Annotated in this window: 11 protein-coding genes; 6 read left to right on the forward strand and 5 right to left on the reverse strand. The window is 34.3% G+C overall.

What is annotated here, in order from left to right:
- Window positions 1-80 precede the first annotated feature (80 nt).
- The 5 genes from AC3IS6_RS12330 (at window position 81) to AC3IS6_RS12350 (ending at window position 10,063) form a co-directional block, all read left to right on the forward strand.
- On the forward strand, window positions 81-2,816 hold the full coding sequence (locus AC3IS6_RS12330) for a M16 family metallopeptidase (protein ID WP_489159716.1): 2,736 nt from the start codon (window positions 81-83) through the stop codon (window positions 2,814-2,816).
- A 355-nt stretch (window positions 2,817-3,171) separates the two neighbouring features.
- A complete protein-coding gene (gene gyrB, locus AC3IS6_RS12335) occupies window positions 3,172-5,112 on the forward strand; it encodes a DNA topoisomerase (ATP-hydrolyzing) subunit B (RefSeq protein WP_489159717.1) in 1,941 nt (646 codons plus the stop codon).
- A 113-nt stretch (window positions 5,113-5,225) separates the two neighbouring features.
- The gene (gene mdh, locus AC3IS6_RS12340; RefSeq protein WP_017495355.1) at window positions 5,226-6,161 is read left to right on the forward strand and encodes a malate dehydrogenase; all 936 of its coding nucleotides are present in this window, start codon (window positions 5,226-5,228) and stop codon (window positions 6,159-6,161) included.
- Window positions 6,162-6,388: 227 nt separating this feature from the next.
- Window positions 6,389-9,364, forward strand: coding sequence for a protein translocase subunit SecDF (gene secDF, locus AC3IS6_RS12345; protein WP_489159718.1), 2,976 nt, complete (start codon window positions 6,389-6,391; stop codon window positions 9,362-9,364).
- An 84-nt stretch (window positions 9,365-9,448) separates the two neighbouring features.
- On the forward strand, window positions 9,449-10,063 hold the full coding sequence (locus AC3IS6_RS12350; protein ID WP_489159719.1) for an acyloxyacyl hydrolase: 615 nt from the start codon (window positions 9,449-9,451) through the stop codon (window positions 10,061-10,063).
- Between the two features lie 49 nt (window positions 10,064-10,112).
- On the opposite strand, the gene lgt is transcribed toward AC3IS6_RS12350, so the two are convergent.
- The 5 genes from lgt to AC3IS6_RS12375 form a co-directional block, all read right to left on the reverse strand.
- Window positions 10,113-11,045, reverse strand: a complete 933-nt coding sequence (gene lgt / locus AC3IS6_RS12355) for a prolipoprotein diacylglyceryl transferase (RefSeq protein ID WP_489159721.1) — start codon at window positions 11,043-11,045, stop codon at window positions 10,113-10,115.
- A 65-nt stretch (window positions 11,046-11,110) separates the two neighbouring features.
- On the reverse strand, window positions 11,111-11,350 hold the full coding sequence (gene yidD / locus AC3IS6_RS12360) for a membrane protein insertion efficiency factor YidD (RefSeq protein WP_070906973.1): 240 nt from the start codon (window positions 11,348-11,350) through the stop codon (window positions 11,111-11,113).
- A 22-nt stretch (window positions 11,351-11,372) separates the two neighbouring features.
- On the reverse strand, window positions 11,373-12,860 hold the full coding sequence (gene cysS, locus AC3IS6_RS12365; RefSeq protein WP_489159723.1) for a cysteine--tRNA ligase: 1,488 nt from the start codon (window positions 12,858-12,860) through the stop codon (window positions 11,373-11,375).
- 465 nt (window positions 12,861-13,325) lie between these two features.
- The gene (gene folE, locus AC3IS6_RS12370) at window positions 13,326-13,997 is read right to left on the reverse strand and encodes a GTP cyclohydrolase I FolE (RefSeq protein ID WP_291285199.1); all 672 of its coding nucleotides are present in this window, start codon (window positions 13,995-13,997) and stop codon (window positions 13,326-13,328) included.
- Between the two features lie 202 nt (window positions 13,998-14,199).
- Window positions 14,200-15,396, reverse strand: coding sequence for a pyridoxal phosphate-dependent aminotransferase (locus AC3IS6_RS12375; RefSeq protein ID WP_489159724.1), 1,197 nt, complete (start codon window positions 15,394-15,396; stop codon window positions 14,200-14,202).
- A gap of 122 nt (window positions 15,397-15,518) precedes the next feature.
- Here AC3IS6_RS12375 and AC3IS6_RS12380 point away from each other — a divergent pair, with 122 nt between their 5' ends.
- Window positions 15,519-16,844 (forward strand): PDZ domain-containing protein, encoded by a 1,326-nt coding sequence (locus AC3IS6_RS12380; RefSeq protein WP_489159725.1) that lies wholly within the window; start codon window positions 15,519-15,521, stop codon window positions 16,842-16,844.
- Window positions 16,845-16,975: the final 131 nt, after the last annotated feature.

Here is a 16,975-nt window from a genome sequence, read left to right on the forward strand (position 1 = left end):
AAGTTAATTACCGCTCATCGTGTTTAGGAAAAAGATTATATTTGGTTACCAATAAAAACTAACCTTTTAAAAAATCACCTATGAGAAACTTATTGCTTAGTAGTATTTTATGCTGCTCATTTGCTTCGTTAAGTTCTGCTTATGCACAAAAAACCGATGTGCCAAAATATATCAAAAATGTTGAAGGAGTAAAAGAATATTCCTTGAATAACGGATTGAAAGTTCTTTTAATTCCGGATGCTTCACAAAGTAATATGGTGGTGAATATCGTTTACAATGTGGGGTCCAGGAATGAAGGTTACGGAGAGAAAGGGATGGCTCACTTATTAGAGCACATGCTTTTTAAAAGCACCAAGAATTTGGGAGACATTAAAAAAATGCTCTCTGAAAAAGGAGGATCTGCCAACGGGACTACCTGGTTAGATCGTACCAATTATTATGAAGTTTTTCCATCCAATGATGAAAATCTAAAATGGAGTATTGAAATGGAAGCAGACCGAATGATCAATGCCACCATTTTACAAACAGATTTAGACAAAGAGTTTTCTGTTGTTAGAAACGAGTTCGAGATAGGAGAAAACAACCCTGATGGTGTTTTGCAGGAAAGGGTGCTTTCTGCAGCTTATTTATGGCATAATTACGGAAAAAGCACCATTGGAAGTAAGGAAGATATAGAGCGTGTAAAGGCAAAAACATTACGAGTTTTCTACGAAAAGTATTATCAGCCGGATAATTCAACTTTAATAATTGCCGGAAAATTTGATGAGAAAAAAGCTTTGCAATACGTAGGGCAGTATTTTGGAGGTATTCCGAAACCTAAAAGAGTTTTGGATAAAACCTATACTATAGAACCGGCCCAGGACGGTGAAAAATATGTTGAGTTGAAAAGAGCGGGTGACAGTAAAAATATTGGAGCTTTATACCATACTGCGGCTTACGCAGATAAAGATTACGCAGCTATTGATGCTTTGGGTGAAATTTTAACGGCAGATCCATCAGGTTACCTATATAAAACGTTAGTTGAAACTCAAAAAGTATCCAGTATTTATTATTGGCAGCCAACTACCAGAGATGCTAGTTTTGTGTATTTTGGAGTGGCAGTTCCTAACGATAAAGATGTCGTAGCAACAAAAGAATTAGTGAGAGCCGAACTGGATAAAATAGGATCGACCAAATATACAGACGAAGATGTAAGTAGGGCTAAGGCTAAAATCATCAAACAAATTGAGGGTATAAAAAACAACACCGTTTCTTTTGCTATTAATCTTACAGAAATTGTTGGAGCAGGAGATTACAGACTAGGGTTTTTATATAGAGATGCAATTGAAAATCTAACGAAAGAAGATATACAAAGAGTTGCCGAGAAATATTTTAGAAGCAATAACAGAACTGTTGGAGTGTTTATTCCTTCAAAAGACGAGCAAAGAGTTAGGCCGGCAGAATATACAGACGAACAATTGTTAGCCTTTACTAAAGATTATAAAGGAAAAGCACTTGAAAAAGAAGCGGCTCCATTTGAAGCTTCGATCAAGAATTTAAAGCAAAATTTTGCAGAAGGAAAGCTTGGTAATGGTGCAAAATATGGCTTGATTAAAAAAGAAATTAAAGGAGGAAAAGTTCAGGCAAGTTTTAAATTTCCGGTAAGTAATGAAAAAGATTTGTCAGGAAAATCAGATGTGGGGGCTATTTTGGCTCAATTGTTAAAAACGGGTACAAGTACCAGAACAAAAGAACAAATCAGTGATCGTTTGGATCAATTAAAATCAAGTTTGTATTTTGATTTTTCGGGACAAACATTATCAGTAGATGTTAATACTTATAAAGAAAGTTTTAAAGAAGTGATGGACATTTTAGGAGATTTGCTGGTTAATGCTACTTTTCCGCAAAATGAGCTAACCAAAACGATTAGCGAATACAACACGTACTTAGAATCGAGTTTAAATGATCCTCGTTCTGTAGCATTTATAGAGCTTTCAAGACAAACGTCAAAATATCCTAAAGAAAGTATTTTTTATACGGCAACTGTTCAGGAGCAAATTGATGCTTATAAAAAGATAAAGCAAACAGAAATTGTTGATTTCTATAAAAACATTTTAGGAGGAAACAACGGAGTTGGAACTGTGGTAGGAGATTTAGAGGCTAAATCGACAGCTCAGATTTTAGAGAGCACTTTTGGAAAATGGAATTCCAAATCGAAATATGAAAGAGCATTGTCTACTTATTTCGAAACTCAGAAAGCAGATAAAGATTACATTACCCCGGATAAGGAAAATGCCGTTGCGGTAGGAAAAATTAGTTTTAAAATGAATCAGAAAGATGCTGAATACCCTGCATTTGTGATGGCAAATGAAATTTTAGGAAGTGGAGGATTTTTGAGTGCCAGAATACCAATGCGATTGAGAGAAAAAGAAGGAATCAGTTATGGAGCGGGATCTTTTGTAAATGTACCGATTACAAATGATGTTGCGTATTGGGCTTATTATGCGTTTTTAAACCCAACGAAAAAAAGTGCAGTTGAGGTTGCTGCAAAAGAGGAGATTGCTAAAGCGTTAAAAGATGGTTTTACAGCCGAAGAATTAAAATCAAACCTGGTAAGCTGGTTAAATGAAAGAAAAACCAGATTAGGCGATGACGGAACTTTAATGACTTTGACTAATACTTATTTGCAATACGGAATTCCTTTGGAAGATTATGACGCTCTTGAAAGTAAAGTAAAAGCATTAAAAGTGGAAGAGGTAAATTCTGTGGTGAAAAAGTATTTGAGCTTAGATAAAATGACTTCCATTTATGCAGGAGATTTTAATAAAAAACAATAAAGCTTAGAAAATCTAATGTAAAAATTCCAAATTCTAAATTCCAATTTATGGAGTTTTAAATTCATAGAAACCGAAATGCATTTTATAGTGTTATTTCGGTTTTTTTTATACGGTTTTAAAAATAGAGTTTTTGTAATTTAGGTTTTATAAAATCATTTTTTTACCACATTCTTATTTTTGTAATTTGTAATTTAAGAAAATTGGAATTTAAGCCTGCCTTTAGGTCTATTTTTCGGTTTTTAAGACAATTGTGTTAATAACTTACCCTCTTTAAATGGTAATTTAACGGATATATAATTTGCGTTTTTATATATTTGCGTGTTAGACAATAAATACATTTTTTAGAATAAATTATATGAGCGAAGAAATCAAGAAGAACAATTATTCAGCAGATAGTATTCAGGCATTAGAAGGAATGGAGCACGTAAGAATGCGTCCATCGATGTATATTGGAGATGTGGGGGTTCGAGGGCTACATCATTTGGTTTATGAGGTTGTTGATAACTCTATTGATGAGGCGATGGGAGGACATTGTGATACCATTGGTGTTGCAATAAACGAAGACGGATCAGTAACAGTTGAAGATAACGGTCGTGGTATTCCAGTTGATTTACATAAAAAAGAAGGTGTTTCAGCACTTGAGGTAGTAATGACTAAAATTGGTGCCGGTGGTAAATTTGATAAAGATTCTTACAAAGTTTCCGGAGGTTTGCACGGGGTTGGGGTTTCGGTTGTAAATGCCCTTTCCGTTCACATGAAGTCTACTGTTTTTAGAGAAGGAAAAATCTACGAACAAGAATATGAAAGAGGAAAATCATTATATCCGGTAAAACAAATCGGAGAAACAGATAAAAGAGGAACACGTCAGACATTTTATCCTGATAATACCATCTTTACTCAGACTACAGAGTTCTCTTATGATACTTTGTCAGCTCGTATGCGTGAGCTTTCTTTCTTAAATAAAGGAATCACAATTACATTTACTGACAAAAGAGAAGTAGATGAAAAAGGAGAATTTAAATGCGAAGTATTTCATTCAGATGAAGGTCTTAAAGAATATATTCGTTATTTAGATGGTAACCGTGAGCCAATTATTTCTCATGTAATCAGCATGGATCACGAAAAAGGTGAAATTCCGGTTGAGGTTGCTTTGATTTACAATACAAGTTATACAGAGAATATTTTCTCTTACGTAAATAACATTAATACACACGAAGGAGGAACGCATTTACAAGGTTTTAGAAGTGGTTTAACAAGAACCCTGAAAAAATATGCCGATGCATCCGGAATGTTGGATAAATTGAAATTCGAAATTGCGGGAGATGACTTCCGTGAAGGATTAACAGCTATTATTTCGGTAAAAGTTGCAGAGCCTCAATTCGAAGGTCAGACCAAAACAAAATTAGGAAACAGAGAAGTAGTTTCTCCAGTTTCTCAGGCGGTTGGAGAAATGTTGGAAAATTATTTGGAAGAAAATCCAAATGATGCCCGAATCATTATCCAAAAAGTGATTTTAGCTGCTCAGGCACGTCACGCTGCTAAAAAAGCTCGTGAAATGGTACAGCGTAAAACCGTTATGGGTGGCGGTGGATTACCAGGAAAATTATCAGATTGTTCCGAGCAGGATCCTGCAAGATGTGAGGTTTACTTAGTCGAGGGAGATTCGGCAGGTGGAACTGCGAAACAAGGTCGTGATCGTAACTTTCAGGCGATTTTGCCATTACGTGGTAAGATTCTGAACGTTGAAAAAGCGATGCATCATAAAGTATTCGAAAATGAGGAGATTCGTAACATCTTTACCGCTTTAGGGGTTACTGTTGGTACTGCAGAAGATAGTAAGGCTTTAAATCTTGAAAAACTAAGATACCACAAAGTAATCATCATGTGTGATGCGGATGTCGATGGTAGCCACATTTCTACCTTAATATTAACATTCTTCTTCCGTTTCATGAAAGAACTGATCGAAGAAGGACACGTTTATATCGCTGCACCACCTTTATACTTAGTTAAAAAAGGAAACAAAAAAGAATACGCATGGAATGATGTTCAACGTGATCAGGCCAATGAGAGAATGGGAGGAAGCGCCGCGATTCAGCGTTATAAAGGTCTTGGAGAGATGAATGCGGAACAATTGTGGGAAACAACAATGGATCCGAGCTTTAGAACTTTACGTCAGGTAACCATTGACAGTCTGGCTGAAGCTGACAGAGTTTTCTCTATGCTGATGGGGGATGAAGTACCGCCACGTAGAGAATTTATTGAAAAAAATGCAGTTTACGCCAATATCGATGCGTAATAAATTATAATCATCAATTCGTTTAATTGTTTAAATTTACTTAAATGATTAAACGAATTGTCGATTTATCAAATACACAAACAAATTAATTAATAACCGATAAAGTATAAAATATGAAAGTTACCATTGTAGGAGCAGGAAATGTTGGAGCTACATGTGCAGATGTTATTTCTTATAGAGGAATTGCAAGCGAAGTAGTGTTGTTGGATATTAAAGAAGGTTTTGCCGAAGGGAAAGCGTTGGATATTATGCAATGTGCCACAAATACAGGTTTTAATACCAAAGTATCTGGGGTGACCAATGATTATTCTAAAACTGCCGGAAGTGATGTAGTAGTTATTACATCTGGAATTCCAAGAAAACCAGGAATGACCCGTGAAGAATTAATAGGTATAAATGCAGGAATTGTAAAAACAGTTGCCGAAAACGTACTGAAGTATTCTCCGGACACTATAATAGTTGTGGTTTCTAACCCAATGGATACGATGACGTATTTGGCATTGAAATCGACAGGAGTACCAAAAAACAGAATTATTGGTATGGGTGGAGCGTTAGACAGTTCTCGTTTCAGAACTTATCTTTCATTAGCTTTAGATAAACCGGCAAACGATATCTCGGCAATGGTTATTGGAGGACATGGTGATACGACTATGATTCCATTAACCCGTCTGGCATCTTATAACGGAATTCCTGTAACTGAATTTCTTTCAGAAGAAGTATTGCAAAAAGTAGCTGCTGATACTATGGTGGGTGGAGCAACACTTACAGGTCTTTTGGGAACGTCAGCATGGTATGCACCTGGGGCTTCTGTAGCTTATCTGGTAGATAGTATTTTGAATGATCAGAAAAAAATGATCGCCTGCTCTGTTTTTGTTGAGGGAGAGTATGGGCAAAATGATATCTGTATAGGTGTGCCTTGTATAATTGGTAAAAACGGAGTGGAAGAAATATTAGACATTCAGTTAAATGATCATGAAAAAGCCTTATTTGCGAAAAGTGCAGATGCGGTGAGAAGCATGAATGACGCTTTAAAATCGATTTTAGTATAACGAATTTCGTAAAAAGAGGAAAAGGCTGCACTTTTGCAGTCTTTTTTTTGAGATTAATTAATAAATAAATTGGTTAATCTTTTCGTTAATTATATATTTGCTCGGGTTAAAAAAAATGTTGTAATTCGTGATCTTGATTTTTTAGTTCTTAAAAATCATATCAGGGCTTATTCTATGGGACTTTAAAACAAAAACAAACAATAAAAAATAATTAATTTTTAGTAATAATGCAGAATAAAGGACTTATTAAATTTTTCGCAATTCTATTTGCATTGGTAAGTATTTACCAACTCTCGTTCACTTTTGTGGCCAATAGTGTCAAAAGTGAAGCTAAAGCTTTTGCAGGAGATAATCCTGATAAAGAATTAAAATACTTAGATTCTATTGGAAAAGAAAAAGTGTTAAACCTTGGTTTTACTGATTTTACTTATAACGAAGTAAAAAACAAACAACTTAACAAAGGTCTTGACTTAGAAGGAGGAATCAACGTGATTCTTCAAATTTCTGTTAAAGACGTTTTGAAAGGATTAGCAAACAATTCTAAAAATCCGGTATTTAATAAATCATTAGCTGATGCAACTGCAAATTTAGAAGGAAACAAAACCTATTTAAATAAGTTCTTCGAAGCTTTTGAGGCTAACTCAAAAGGGACAACGAAATTAGCTTCACCTGATATTTTTGCAAACAGAAGTTTACAAGGAGAAGGTGGTGTAGATTTTCAAATGTCTGATGCACAAGTTCAAAAAGTAATTAAGAAAAAAGTAGATGAGTCTATCGAAAGTGCTTACAAAGTACTTAGAGAGCGTATCGACAAATTTGGTGTAACTCAGCCAAACATCCAAAAATTAGGAGAAACAGGAAGAATCTTAGTAGAGCTTCCAGGTGCTAAGGATGTAGATAGAATCAAAAAATTATTAGGAGGAAAAGCTCAGTTAGAGTTTTGGGAAACTTTTAAAATTGAAGAAATTGGTAACTTTTTAGTAGCTACTAACGAAGCTCTAAAAAAGACTGAAATCAAAAAAACAGAAACTAAAACTGTTGCTAAAGATTCATTAAATGCTTTATTGACTGATAACGCTAAAGATTCAGTTGATACTAAAAAAGGTAACAACCCATTATTTGACAAAATGTTAGGTCAGGGTGGTGGACCAGTTTTAGGATACTTTGCTCCTAAAGATACAGCTACTGTAAACAATTATTTTAAAAGAGCTGACATCAGAATTTTATTGGGTGCTGATCAACACAATGCAAAATTTGTTTGGAGTAAACCAACTACGATCAAAGATGCAAAAGGAAAAGATATTGAAGCTGTTGAATTATATGCTTTAAAAGGAAACAGAGACAATGTTCCTGCGATGAGCGGTGGTGTTGTAACTGATGCAAAAGATACTTTTGACCAATTAGGAAAACCAGCTGTTTCTATGCAAATGAACAGTCAGGGAGCTAAAGTTTGGGAAGAATTAACAGGAAGAGCTTTCTCTCAAAAAGGATATATTGCTATTGTTTTAGATAATATTGTTTACTCTGCACCAGGTGTTACAAGTGGACCGATTGCAGGAGGAAGATCTGAAATTACTGGTTCTTTTGATGTAGCTGAAACTAAAGATTTAGCTAACGTATTAAACGCAGGTAAATTACCGGCTTCTGCAGATATTATTCAGTCGACAGTTGTAGGGCCATCTTTAGGTCAGGCTGCAATTGATGCTGGTACAATTTCTTCTGTATTAGGATTTTTATTAGTTTGTTTATGGATGGTGTTCTATTATGGTAAAGCAGGTTGGTATGCTAACCTTGCCTTATTATTGAACTTACTTTTCTTGTTTGGAATTATGGCAAGTTTTGGTTTTGTATTAACATTACCAGGTATTGCAGGTATCGTATTAACGTTAGGTACAGCGGTAGATGCGAACATTATTATATTTGAAAGAGCAAAAGAAGAATTACGTGAAGGTAAATCATTGTCTGAAGCTGTTGTGGCTTCTTACGGATGGCATGGAGCAATGCGTTCTATTATCGACGCAAACGTTACTCACGTTTTAACTGGTGCAATCTTGTTCATTTTTGGTACAGGACCAATTAAAGGTTTTGCTTTAACATTATTGATTGGTATCGTAACTTCATTGTTTACTTCAATCTTTATTGCTAGAATCTTTATTGACAGAAACATTGCTGGAAAAGGAGATTTAACATTCTCTACAAACATTACTAAAAACTGGTTTACAAACTTCCACTTTGATTTTATTAAGATTAAGAAATTCACTTATATCTTCTCTTCAATTGTAGTTGTAGTTAGTTTAGTTTCGATCTTCTTCGTAAACGGATTAGATGAAGGTGTTGATTTTGTTGGAGGAAGAACATTCCAGGTGAAATTTGAAAAACCAATTGATGCTACTGTAGTATCAGATGAATTGTCTGCTTCTTTTGGTACACCTGTTGAAGCTAAAATTTTAGGTGATGATGATCAGTTGAAAATCACAACTAAATATAAAATTAAAGAAGATGGTGTAGCTATTGATGAAGAAGTGAATCAAATTTTATACAAGTCGTTAGCGAAATATTTCCCTAACACTTCTTATGAAAAATTCATCAACTCATTTGATGGTAAGAAAATTGGAGTTGTGCAACAATCTAAAGTTGGAGCTTCTATTTCTGAAGATATTAAAACAAACTCTTACTGGGCTGTATTAGGTGCAATGGCAGTTATTTTCTTATACTTAATGATCTCTTTCCGTAAATGGCAGTATTCATTAGGTGCAATTGCAGCGGTAGCACACGACGTTATCTTTGTATTAGGAATCTACTCTTTATGTTATAAATTTATGCCTTTCCACATGGAAATGGATCAACACTTTATTGCGGCTATCCTTACTGTAATTGGTTACTCTATGAATGATACTGTAATTGTATTTGATAGAATTAGAGAGTTCATCATCGGAAACCGTAAAGGAAGTTTTGAAGATATCGTAAACGCTTCTATTAACACTACATTATCAAGAACGTTGAATACGTCATTAATGATGATCATTGTATTGTTAACGATGTTTATCTTTGGTGGAGAATCTATCAGAGGGTTTATCTTTGCAATGTTGATTGGTATTGTGGTAGGAACTTATTCATCATTATTTATTGCTACACCAGTGTTGGTTGATACAATTTCAAGTGATGATAAACACACAATCGAAGACAAGCACAATCATGCATAATCAAGTGCTTTAGTTATAAAAAAAAGATCCAGTGAAAACTGGATCTTTTTTTTGTCTTATATTTAGGTCAGTAAAAAAGTATTTATGAGTAGAAAACTACTATTGGTTTTAATGTTTTTTTTTAGTGTGTTCAATGTTTTAGGACAACATAGAAATGATAAATTGGCTATCGGTGTCAATTACGGATTTGGCAGTGAATTTAATAACAGAAACTATACTTTTACCAATCAATTTTATAAAATAGAGTTGTACTACCGAGTAAAGAAAACAAAGTATTTTCAGTATGAAATTTTAATTCAGCCGGAAGTTAATTTTGGAAGGCATCAACTATTGAATTTTTATTTTGTAAAACCGGAGACGCCTGATTATCTCGAAAAGAGAGAGGAATATACAAGGCTGAAAAATGTTCATGAGTATGTGCTAAATCTTGGTTTTTTGGTCAGAAAGCCAATAGGTAAGGTTTTTTCTGTCTATGCTTTGGGAAGTATTGGGCCAATGATTACCGATACAGAAACCGAAAGAATGTCTGCTGGTTTTGCTTTCGCAGATGTTTTGGCGTTGGGCTTGTCGGTTAAAGCGCAGCAATTACAGTTTGATATTCGTTCAAGTATTCGTCATGTCTCAAACGCAGGACTGAATAGTGAAAATGCAGGATATAATACACGAAATGTTGAATTTGGTATTTCATATCACTTATAAAAAAAATGCCCGATATGTAGAATATCGGGCATTTTGTGTGTGTTGTTATTTAAGACTCTGCTAAAGGGTTTCTTTGCGCTCTTATGACAAAGAAAAGGCCGATAATGATAAACGGGATGCTTAACCATTGTCCAGTGGAGAAAAGACCTAATTCGTTCTCAAATCCGCCTTGGCTTTCCTTTACAAATTCGACGATAAAACGTACAGCAAATAAAAGAACCAGAAACAGTCCGAATAATAATCCTGATTTCAGTCTGGCGTTGGTTTTCCAATATAGGAAAAACAAAACAGCAAAAACAAATACATAAGAAATAGCTTCGTACAATTGTGTTGGGTGTTTTGCCGGAACCTGAGCCAGTAAATCGGCAAATTTAGGATCAGTTGCAATAGCAGTATAAGCAGCTTTTGGATCTGCTATTTGTGTAGCATTTACAGCTTCATTTTTACTGAACTGGTCGTGTAAAAAACGAATTCCGAAAGCAGAAGTAGTTTCATGTCCGATAATTTCAGAATTGAAAAAATTTCCTAAACGAACAAAAATAGCGCCACTGGCAACCGGAATCACAACACGATCCAGGATCCATAATAAAGGGCGTTTCAGGATCATTTTGCTGTAATAATACATGGCAAGGATAATGGCAATAGCTGCACCATGGCTGGCTAGCCCCTGAAAGCCGGTAAATTCAAATTTAGGTTCAAATCTAACTGGTAAAAATATCTCAAGTAAATGATTTCTAAAATATTCCCAATCATAGAATAAAACATGTCCTAAACGGGCACCTATTAAAGTAGCTAGTACAGTCCAGACAAATAAAGAATCCAGTTTGTCAATAGATTCGTTTTCGCGTTCGAAGATTTTTTTCATTAAAAACCATCCTAAGCCGAAGGCAATTACAAACATTAAGCTGTAATAACGAATCATAAAAAATCCTAAATCGATTCCTTCTGAAGGATTCCAAACAATATTTAAGGGCTGTGTCATGTATTGTTGTTTTTGAGTATTTTGTAAAAATAAATATTAAAAGTAGAGTTCCTCTTTATATAAATTTAATGTTTGTGTGAACATTTCTTCTCGGGAACAGGATCGTAACCGGTTCTTCCCCAAGGGTGGCAGCTTAAGATTCTTTTCATGCCAAGGTATCCTCCATAAAATAAACCGTGCGTTTGCAGGGCCTGAATCATATAAGTGGAACAGGTTGGTTCAAATCTGCAACTCGCCGGAGTAAAAGGCGATATTGCAGATTGATAAAAGCGGACTAATAAAACAAATGGAGTAATTACTTTCATGATTTATTAGGAAATGAATGAGTTATATGGAGAAGCTTGTTCCTTCTTTTCCGTCTTTCAATTGAATCCCCAAAGCAATCAACTGATCGCGAATCTGATCTGAAAGGGCGAAGTTTTTATCTGCTCTTGCCTGATTTCTCATTTGAATTAATAATTCAATCGTTCCGTTTAATTTTTCGGTTGTTTCTGCGGTATTTGCGGAAACTTTATTGTTAATACCTAAAACATCAAACAGAAAATTAGAAAAAGTAGTAGATAACAATTCGATATCTTCTGATGTTAATTTTTCAGCTCCGTCATTTACTACATTAATATAGCGGGCTCCTTCAAATAATTGTGCAATTAAAATAGGAGTATTAAAATCGTCGTTCATGGCATCATAACAATTTTTTCTCCATGCAGCAATATCTAAAGAAGAAGAATTACTTGATTTTAAGGATGAAACCAATTTGTATGATTCCATTAATCGGTGGTAACCTTTTTCGCTTGCTACCATTGCGTCATTAGAAATGTCTAAAACGCTTCGGTAATGTGCTTGAAGAAAACAGAAACGTACAATATTGGGTTCAAATGGTTTTTCAAAAAAAGTATTATCACCTTTAACTAATTCTAAAGGCAGAATGTAATTTCCGGTTGATTTGCTCATTCGTAATCCATTCATGGTAAGCATATTGGTGTGCATCCAGTAATTTACCGGCGATTCTCCATTACATGCTTTTCCTTGCGCAACTTCACATTCATGATGAGGGAATTTTAAATCCATTCCGCCTCCGTGAATATCAAATTTTTCTCCCAGATATTTTGTACTCATTGCAGTACATTCTAAATGCCAGCCCGGAAAACCTTCGCCCCAAGGTGAATTCCAACGCATTATATGTGCTGGTGAAGCATTTTTCCAGAGGGCAAAATCTTGTGGGTTTTTCTTTTCATTTTGCCCATCCAAATCTCTGGTGTTAGCGAAAAGCTCATCGATATTTCGATTGCTTAATTCGCCATATTTCATTCCTCTTTTGTTGTATTCAAATACGTCAAAATAAACGGATCCATTACTTTCGTATGCAAAACCTGATTCAATTAATTTTTGAGTCAGTTCGATTTGCTCTAAAATATGACCTGTAGCTGTTGGTTCAATTGTTGGAGGAAGAAAATTAAAGGTATCAAGAACTTTATGAAAATCTACAGTATACTTCTGTACAATTTCCATAGGTTCTAATTTTTCTAATCTGGATTGTTTTACAAAACGATCGTTGTCAATGTCGCCATCATCTGTTAAATGTCCTGCATCAGTAATATTTCGGACATAACGTACTTTATAATCAAGGTGCAAAAGATACCTGAAGATTACATCAAACGACATAAAAGTTCTAACGTTTCCAAGATGTACATTACTGTAAACTGTGGGACCGCAAACATACATTCCAATATTCCCCTCATTAATAGGATTGAAATTTTCTTTTTCGCCCGAAAGCGTGTTATGTACTTTTAAAGATTGACTTTTATATAAAGGCATATTTTTATTTTGATGTTTAACCGTTTATTTGTTTAACCGTTTGTTGCTTTTTGGGACTATAAAAACTACTTGAATTTTAGCGCTTTGATTTCACAATTGTTTAGGTAGCTCATCATCGCTCCAATTTTGTTTTTTATTAACTCAGCCATTTCATTTAGCTTTAACTGCTGTTTCTCTGAAATCAGTCTTTTATCAAAGGCTCTTTATGATTGAGATTTTACTTCTCGTGGAGCCTTTTGCAATGCTTAAAAATAGAATGAATTCTCTATTGCCATTTTGTTCAAAACCTTCAGCAGTATATTTATTATGGAATCCAATCTTCTGTCAATTTAATAGTTTGTTTTTAAATTGGTGTTTCTGATTAGGAATTCAATTTGTTGGCGGATTTCTCTGTCCAAACTCCAAATTTATAAGTCTTCGAAACGTTCCCATAACAACAAACTATACACTCAAAACCATAAACTTTTAGAATTGCGTATCTAATTTAATATAGTCTAAAAGTTCTCTTTTAGTTTGTGGATCTTTAAATCTACCACCAAATTCAGAAGTAACGGTACTACTTTCGATGTCTTTGATCCCTCTTGAATTTACACAAAGATGTTTAGCGTCGATAACGCAGGCTACATCTTCGGTTCCAAGTGCTTTTTGTAATTCCTGAACAATTTGCATGGTTAAACGCTCCTGAACTTGAGGTCTTTTTGCATAATATTCTACGATACGGTTCATTTTCGACAAACCAATAACTCTTCCATTAGAAATATAGGCTACGTGTGCTCTTCCTATAATTGGCAATAAATGGTGCTCGCAGGTAGAATAAACTGTAATGTTTTTCTCTACCAACATTTCACCGTATTTGTAATTGTTGTCAAAAGTAGAAGCTTTTGGCTGTCTTGAAGGATTAAGACCTCCAAAAATTTCTTTTACAAACATTTTAGCTACTCGGTTTGGAGTACCTTTTATGCTGTCATCTGTTAAATCCATTCCCAGTGTTTGCAGAATGTTTTCAACATCTTTTTTTATTTTTTCTATTTTTTCGTCATCACTTAAGTCAAAAGCATCCTGTCTTACGGGGTTTTTTGCATTACTGCTAAAATGATTGTCTCCTATTTCGTCTAAAAAATCTTCGTTATTTATCATTAAAAACTTACTATTAGTATGGGTATTTCTTTTTAAGGCGGTAAAGATAATTAATAAATAGGAAACCTTTTCTATGGTTTTTACTATTTAATTGCTCGTTTTGGGATATAATTTAAATTGATTCCAAAATGTGGTTGCTTTTAAACACAAAAGACAATAACACAGTTTGTTATTGTCTTTTGAAAGTTTTTGATTTTTATGGTTATTTCTTGTTGTAAACTAAAAGAGCCTCTTTTAAAATGTTTACAGCAGTAATTAAATCTTTTTTATTTAAAACATAAGCAATTCTTACCTGATTTAATCCCATTCCCGGAGTGGAATAAAATCCAGCTGCAGGAGCAACCATAACCGTTTCTCCGTTAAGATCGTAGCTTTCTAAAAGCCATTGTGCAAAATCTTCAGAGTTGTCTATAGGCAATTGTGCGATACAATAAAATGCTCCCTTAGGTTTTGTGACAATTACGCCTTCAATTTTGTTTAATTCTGTGATTAAAGTGTCACGACGTTCTTTGTATTCGGTAATTACCTCGTCAAAATAACTTTGCGGAGTATCTATTGCGGCTTCGCATGCAATTTGTTCAATTGTTGGCGGACTCAAACGTGCCTGAGCAAACTTCATTACGGTTGCCAGTACCTCTTTGTTTTTGGTTACCAGGCAGCCAATTCTCGCTCCACACATGCTGTAACGTTTTGAAACAGAATCGACCATGATTACATTTTGCTGAATCTCTTCAAGATTCATTACAGAGAAATGTTTGTCGTTTACATCGTATAAAAATTCGCGATATACTTCGTCTGCAATTAGGTATAAATCGTGTTTTTTGATTAAGCCTGCCAGTTGTCTGATTTCTTCTTCAGAATATAGGTATCCAGTTGGATTTCCGGGATTACAAATTAGTATGGCTTTTGTTTTTGGTGTAATTAATTTCTCGACAGTATCTATGCTTGGCAAAGAAAAGGCACTTTCGATAGTTGAAATTACAGGGATTACTGTCGCGCTTGTTGAGGATGCAAAAGCATGATAATTAGCATAAAAAGGCTCAGGAATGATGATTTCATCTCCCGGATCTGTAATTGTGGCCAATGCAAACAATAAGGCTTCTGATCCACCAGTTGTTACAATGATGTCTTCTGAGTTTACATTTACGTTTTGGCGCTGGTAAAATTGTGCTAATTTTTTTCTATAACTTTCATATCCGGCAGACGGACTGTATTCTATAAGAGTTAAATCAATATTTTTTACCGCCTCGATGGCCACCTCAGGTGTCTTGATATCCGGTTGACCAATGTTTAAATGATACACTTTCTTTCCTTTTTGTTTTGCAAGATCTGCATAAGGAGCGAGTTTACGTATCGGTGATTCGGGCATGTTTCTGCCTTTGTGTGAAATTGTTGGCATGAGTTTTCTTATTGAAGTGCAAATTTGCATTTTTTTTTCGAATTTAACGTAAACATTACGGGTACTTATTAATTTGTAGTAATTATCGATATTTTTAGTAATTTTATCTTAAAATTTTATCAATGAAAAAACATTTCATGTTGTTTTTTGGGCTTTTGACAGCTTTTGCACTTCAGGCACAAGAAGATTTCTTAATTGAAAACCACGCGTCAAAGGTTACCATACCTTTTAAGTTAATTAATAATCTGGTTTTTATTCCTATAAAAGTAAACGGAGTAGAATTGAATTTCTTACTGGATTCTGGTGTTGAAGAAACCATTTTGTTTAGCATGGAAGAAAAGCAGGAAGTTAGTTTTAAAAATGTTCAAAAGATAAAACTGAGAGGTTTAGGAAGTGAAGAAGAAATAGAAGGTTTAAAATCGACCAATAATATACTGGAAAGCCATGGTTTGAAATCAAATAATCATTTGCTGTACGTGATTTTAGATCAGAGTTTTAATTTGTCATCGCATATTGGAATTCCGGTGAATGGTATTATTGGGTATAAATTCTTTAGAAATAACCTGGTTGAGATCAATTATCAAAAAAAGAAGGTTATTGTTCATCAAAACAATGAAGAAATCCATAAGAGGCTTAACAAAAAATTTAAAGCCGTTCCTATTACTGTTGAAAGAGCTAAGCCATATCTTTATACTACCGCTCTTGTAGACAGTGTTGCTGTGCCTGCAAAAATGTTAATTGATATTGGTAACAGTGATGCTTTTTGGATTTTTGAGAATAAAAAAATTAAGCTCCCTAAAAAGAACTTTTCTGATTTTTTAGGAAAAGGTTTTAGTGGTGATATAGAGGGGCATCGTGCTAAGATTGAGAAATTTTCTATTGATGAGTTTAATTTTAAAAATCCGATAGTGGCTTTTCCTGATTCAAGCTCGGTTCGAAATGTAAAGATGGTACCCGATCGTATAGGTTCTGTTGGTGGGGAAGTTTTAAAACGATTTACGTTGGTGATGGATTATGCAGACAAAACGTTATATCTTAAAAAAAATAGTAAATTTTCGGAACCCTTTACTTATAATAAGAGCGGAATTACAGTGCAGCACAATGGACTTCAATGGGTTCAGGAAACGGTTCATCTGGAAACAGTAAAGGTTGTTAATTCGATAGAAGAAACAGGCTACACGAATAAAAAAAATGATGATTTCAGATATAAATTTTCACTAAAACCGGTTTATGAAATTGTAAACATTCGGAAGAACTCAGCCGCAGAACGTTGTGGATTGAAGATAGGAGATATTATTGTTCGTATTAATCACACGCTTCCTTATAAGTATAACTTACAGCAGATAAATTTACTCTTAAAGTCTGAAGAAGATGTGTGGATTGAATTAGAGGTAGAAAGAAACAGCTTGGTTTTGAAATTCAGATTTAAACTGGAGGATGAATTGTAAAAGGAGTTAAGTTCTATTTTTTAAGACAATTAAGGATTGTTATTTTGATCTTAGGTGTGTTTTGTAAATATTTAATTATTAAAATAAGCTCTTGGTGTTTAATAAACATTATTATTTTGTTATGTTTGTAT

Source organism: Flavobacterium sp. KH_035 (genome assembly GCF_057839565.1).

Bases quoted from the DNA above. Each gene is read 5' to 3' on its own strand.
- secDF (WP_489159718.1), top strand. From the start codon at position 6,389: ATGCAGAATAAAGGACTTATTAAATTTTTCGCAATTCTATTTGCATTG.
- AC3IS6_RS12380 (WP_489159725.1), top strand. From the start codon at position 15,519: ATGAAAAAACATTTCATGTTGTTTTTTGGGCTTTTGACAGCTTTTGCA.
- folE (WP_291285199.1), bottom strand. From the start codon at position 13,997: ATGATAAATAACGAAGATTTTTTAGACGAAATAGGAGACAATCATTTT.
- mdh (WP_017495355.1), top strand. From the start codon at position 5,226: ATGAAAGTTACCATTGTAGGAGCAGGAAATGTTGGAGCTACATGTGCA.
- AC3IS6_RS12375 (WP_489159724.1), bottom strand. From the start codon at position 15,396: ATGCCAACAATTTCACACAAAGGCAGAAACATGCCCGAATCACCGATA.
- AC3IS6_RS12350 (WP_489159719.1), top strand. From the start codon at position 9,449: ATGAGTAGAAAACTACTATTGGTTTTAATGTTTTTTTTTAGTGTGTTC.
- lgt (WP_489159721.1), bottom strand. From the start codon at position 11,045: ATGACACAGCCCTTAAATATTGTTTGGAATCCTTCAGAAGGAATCGAT.
- cysS (WP_489159723.1), bottom strand. From the start codon at position 12,860: ATGCCTTTATATAAAAGTCAATCTTTAAAAGTACATAACACGCTTTCG.
- AC3IS6_RS12330 (WP_489159716.1), top strand. From the start codon at position 81: ATGAGAAACTTATTGCTTAGTAGTATTTTATGCTGCTCATTTGCTTCG.
- yidD (WP_070906973.1), bottom strand. From the start codon at position 11,350: ATGAAAGTAATTACTCCATTTGTTTTATTAGTCCGCTTTTATCAATCT.
- gyrB (WP_489159717.1), top strand. From the start codon at position 3,172: ATGAGCGAAGAAATCAAGAAGAACAATTATTCAGCAGATAGTATTCAG.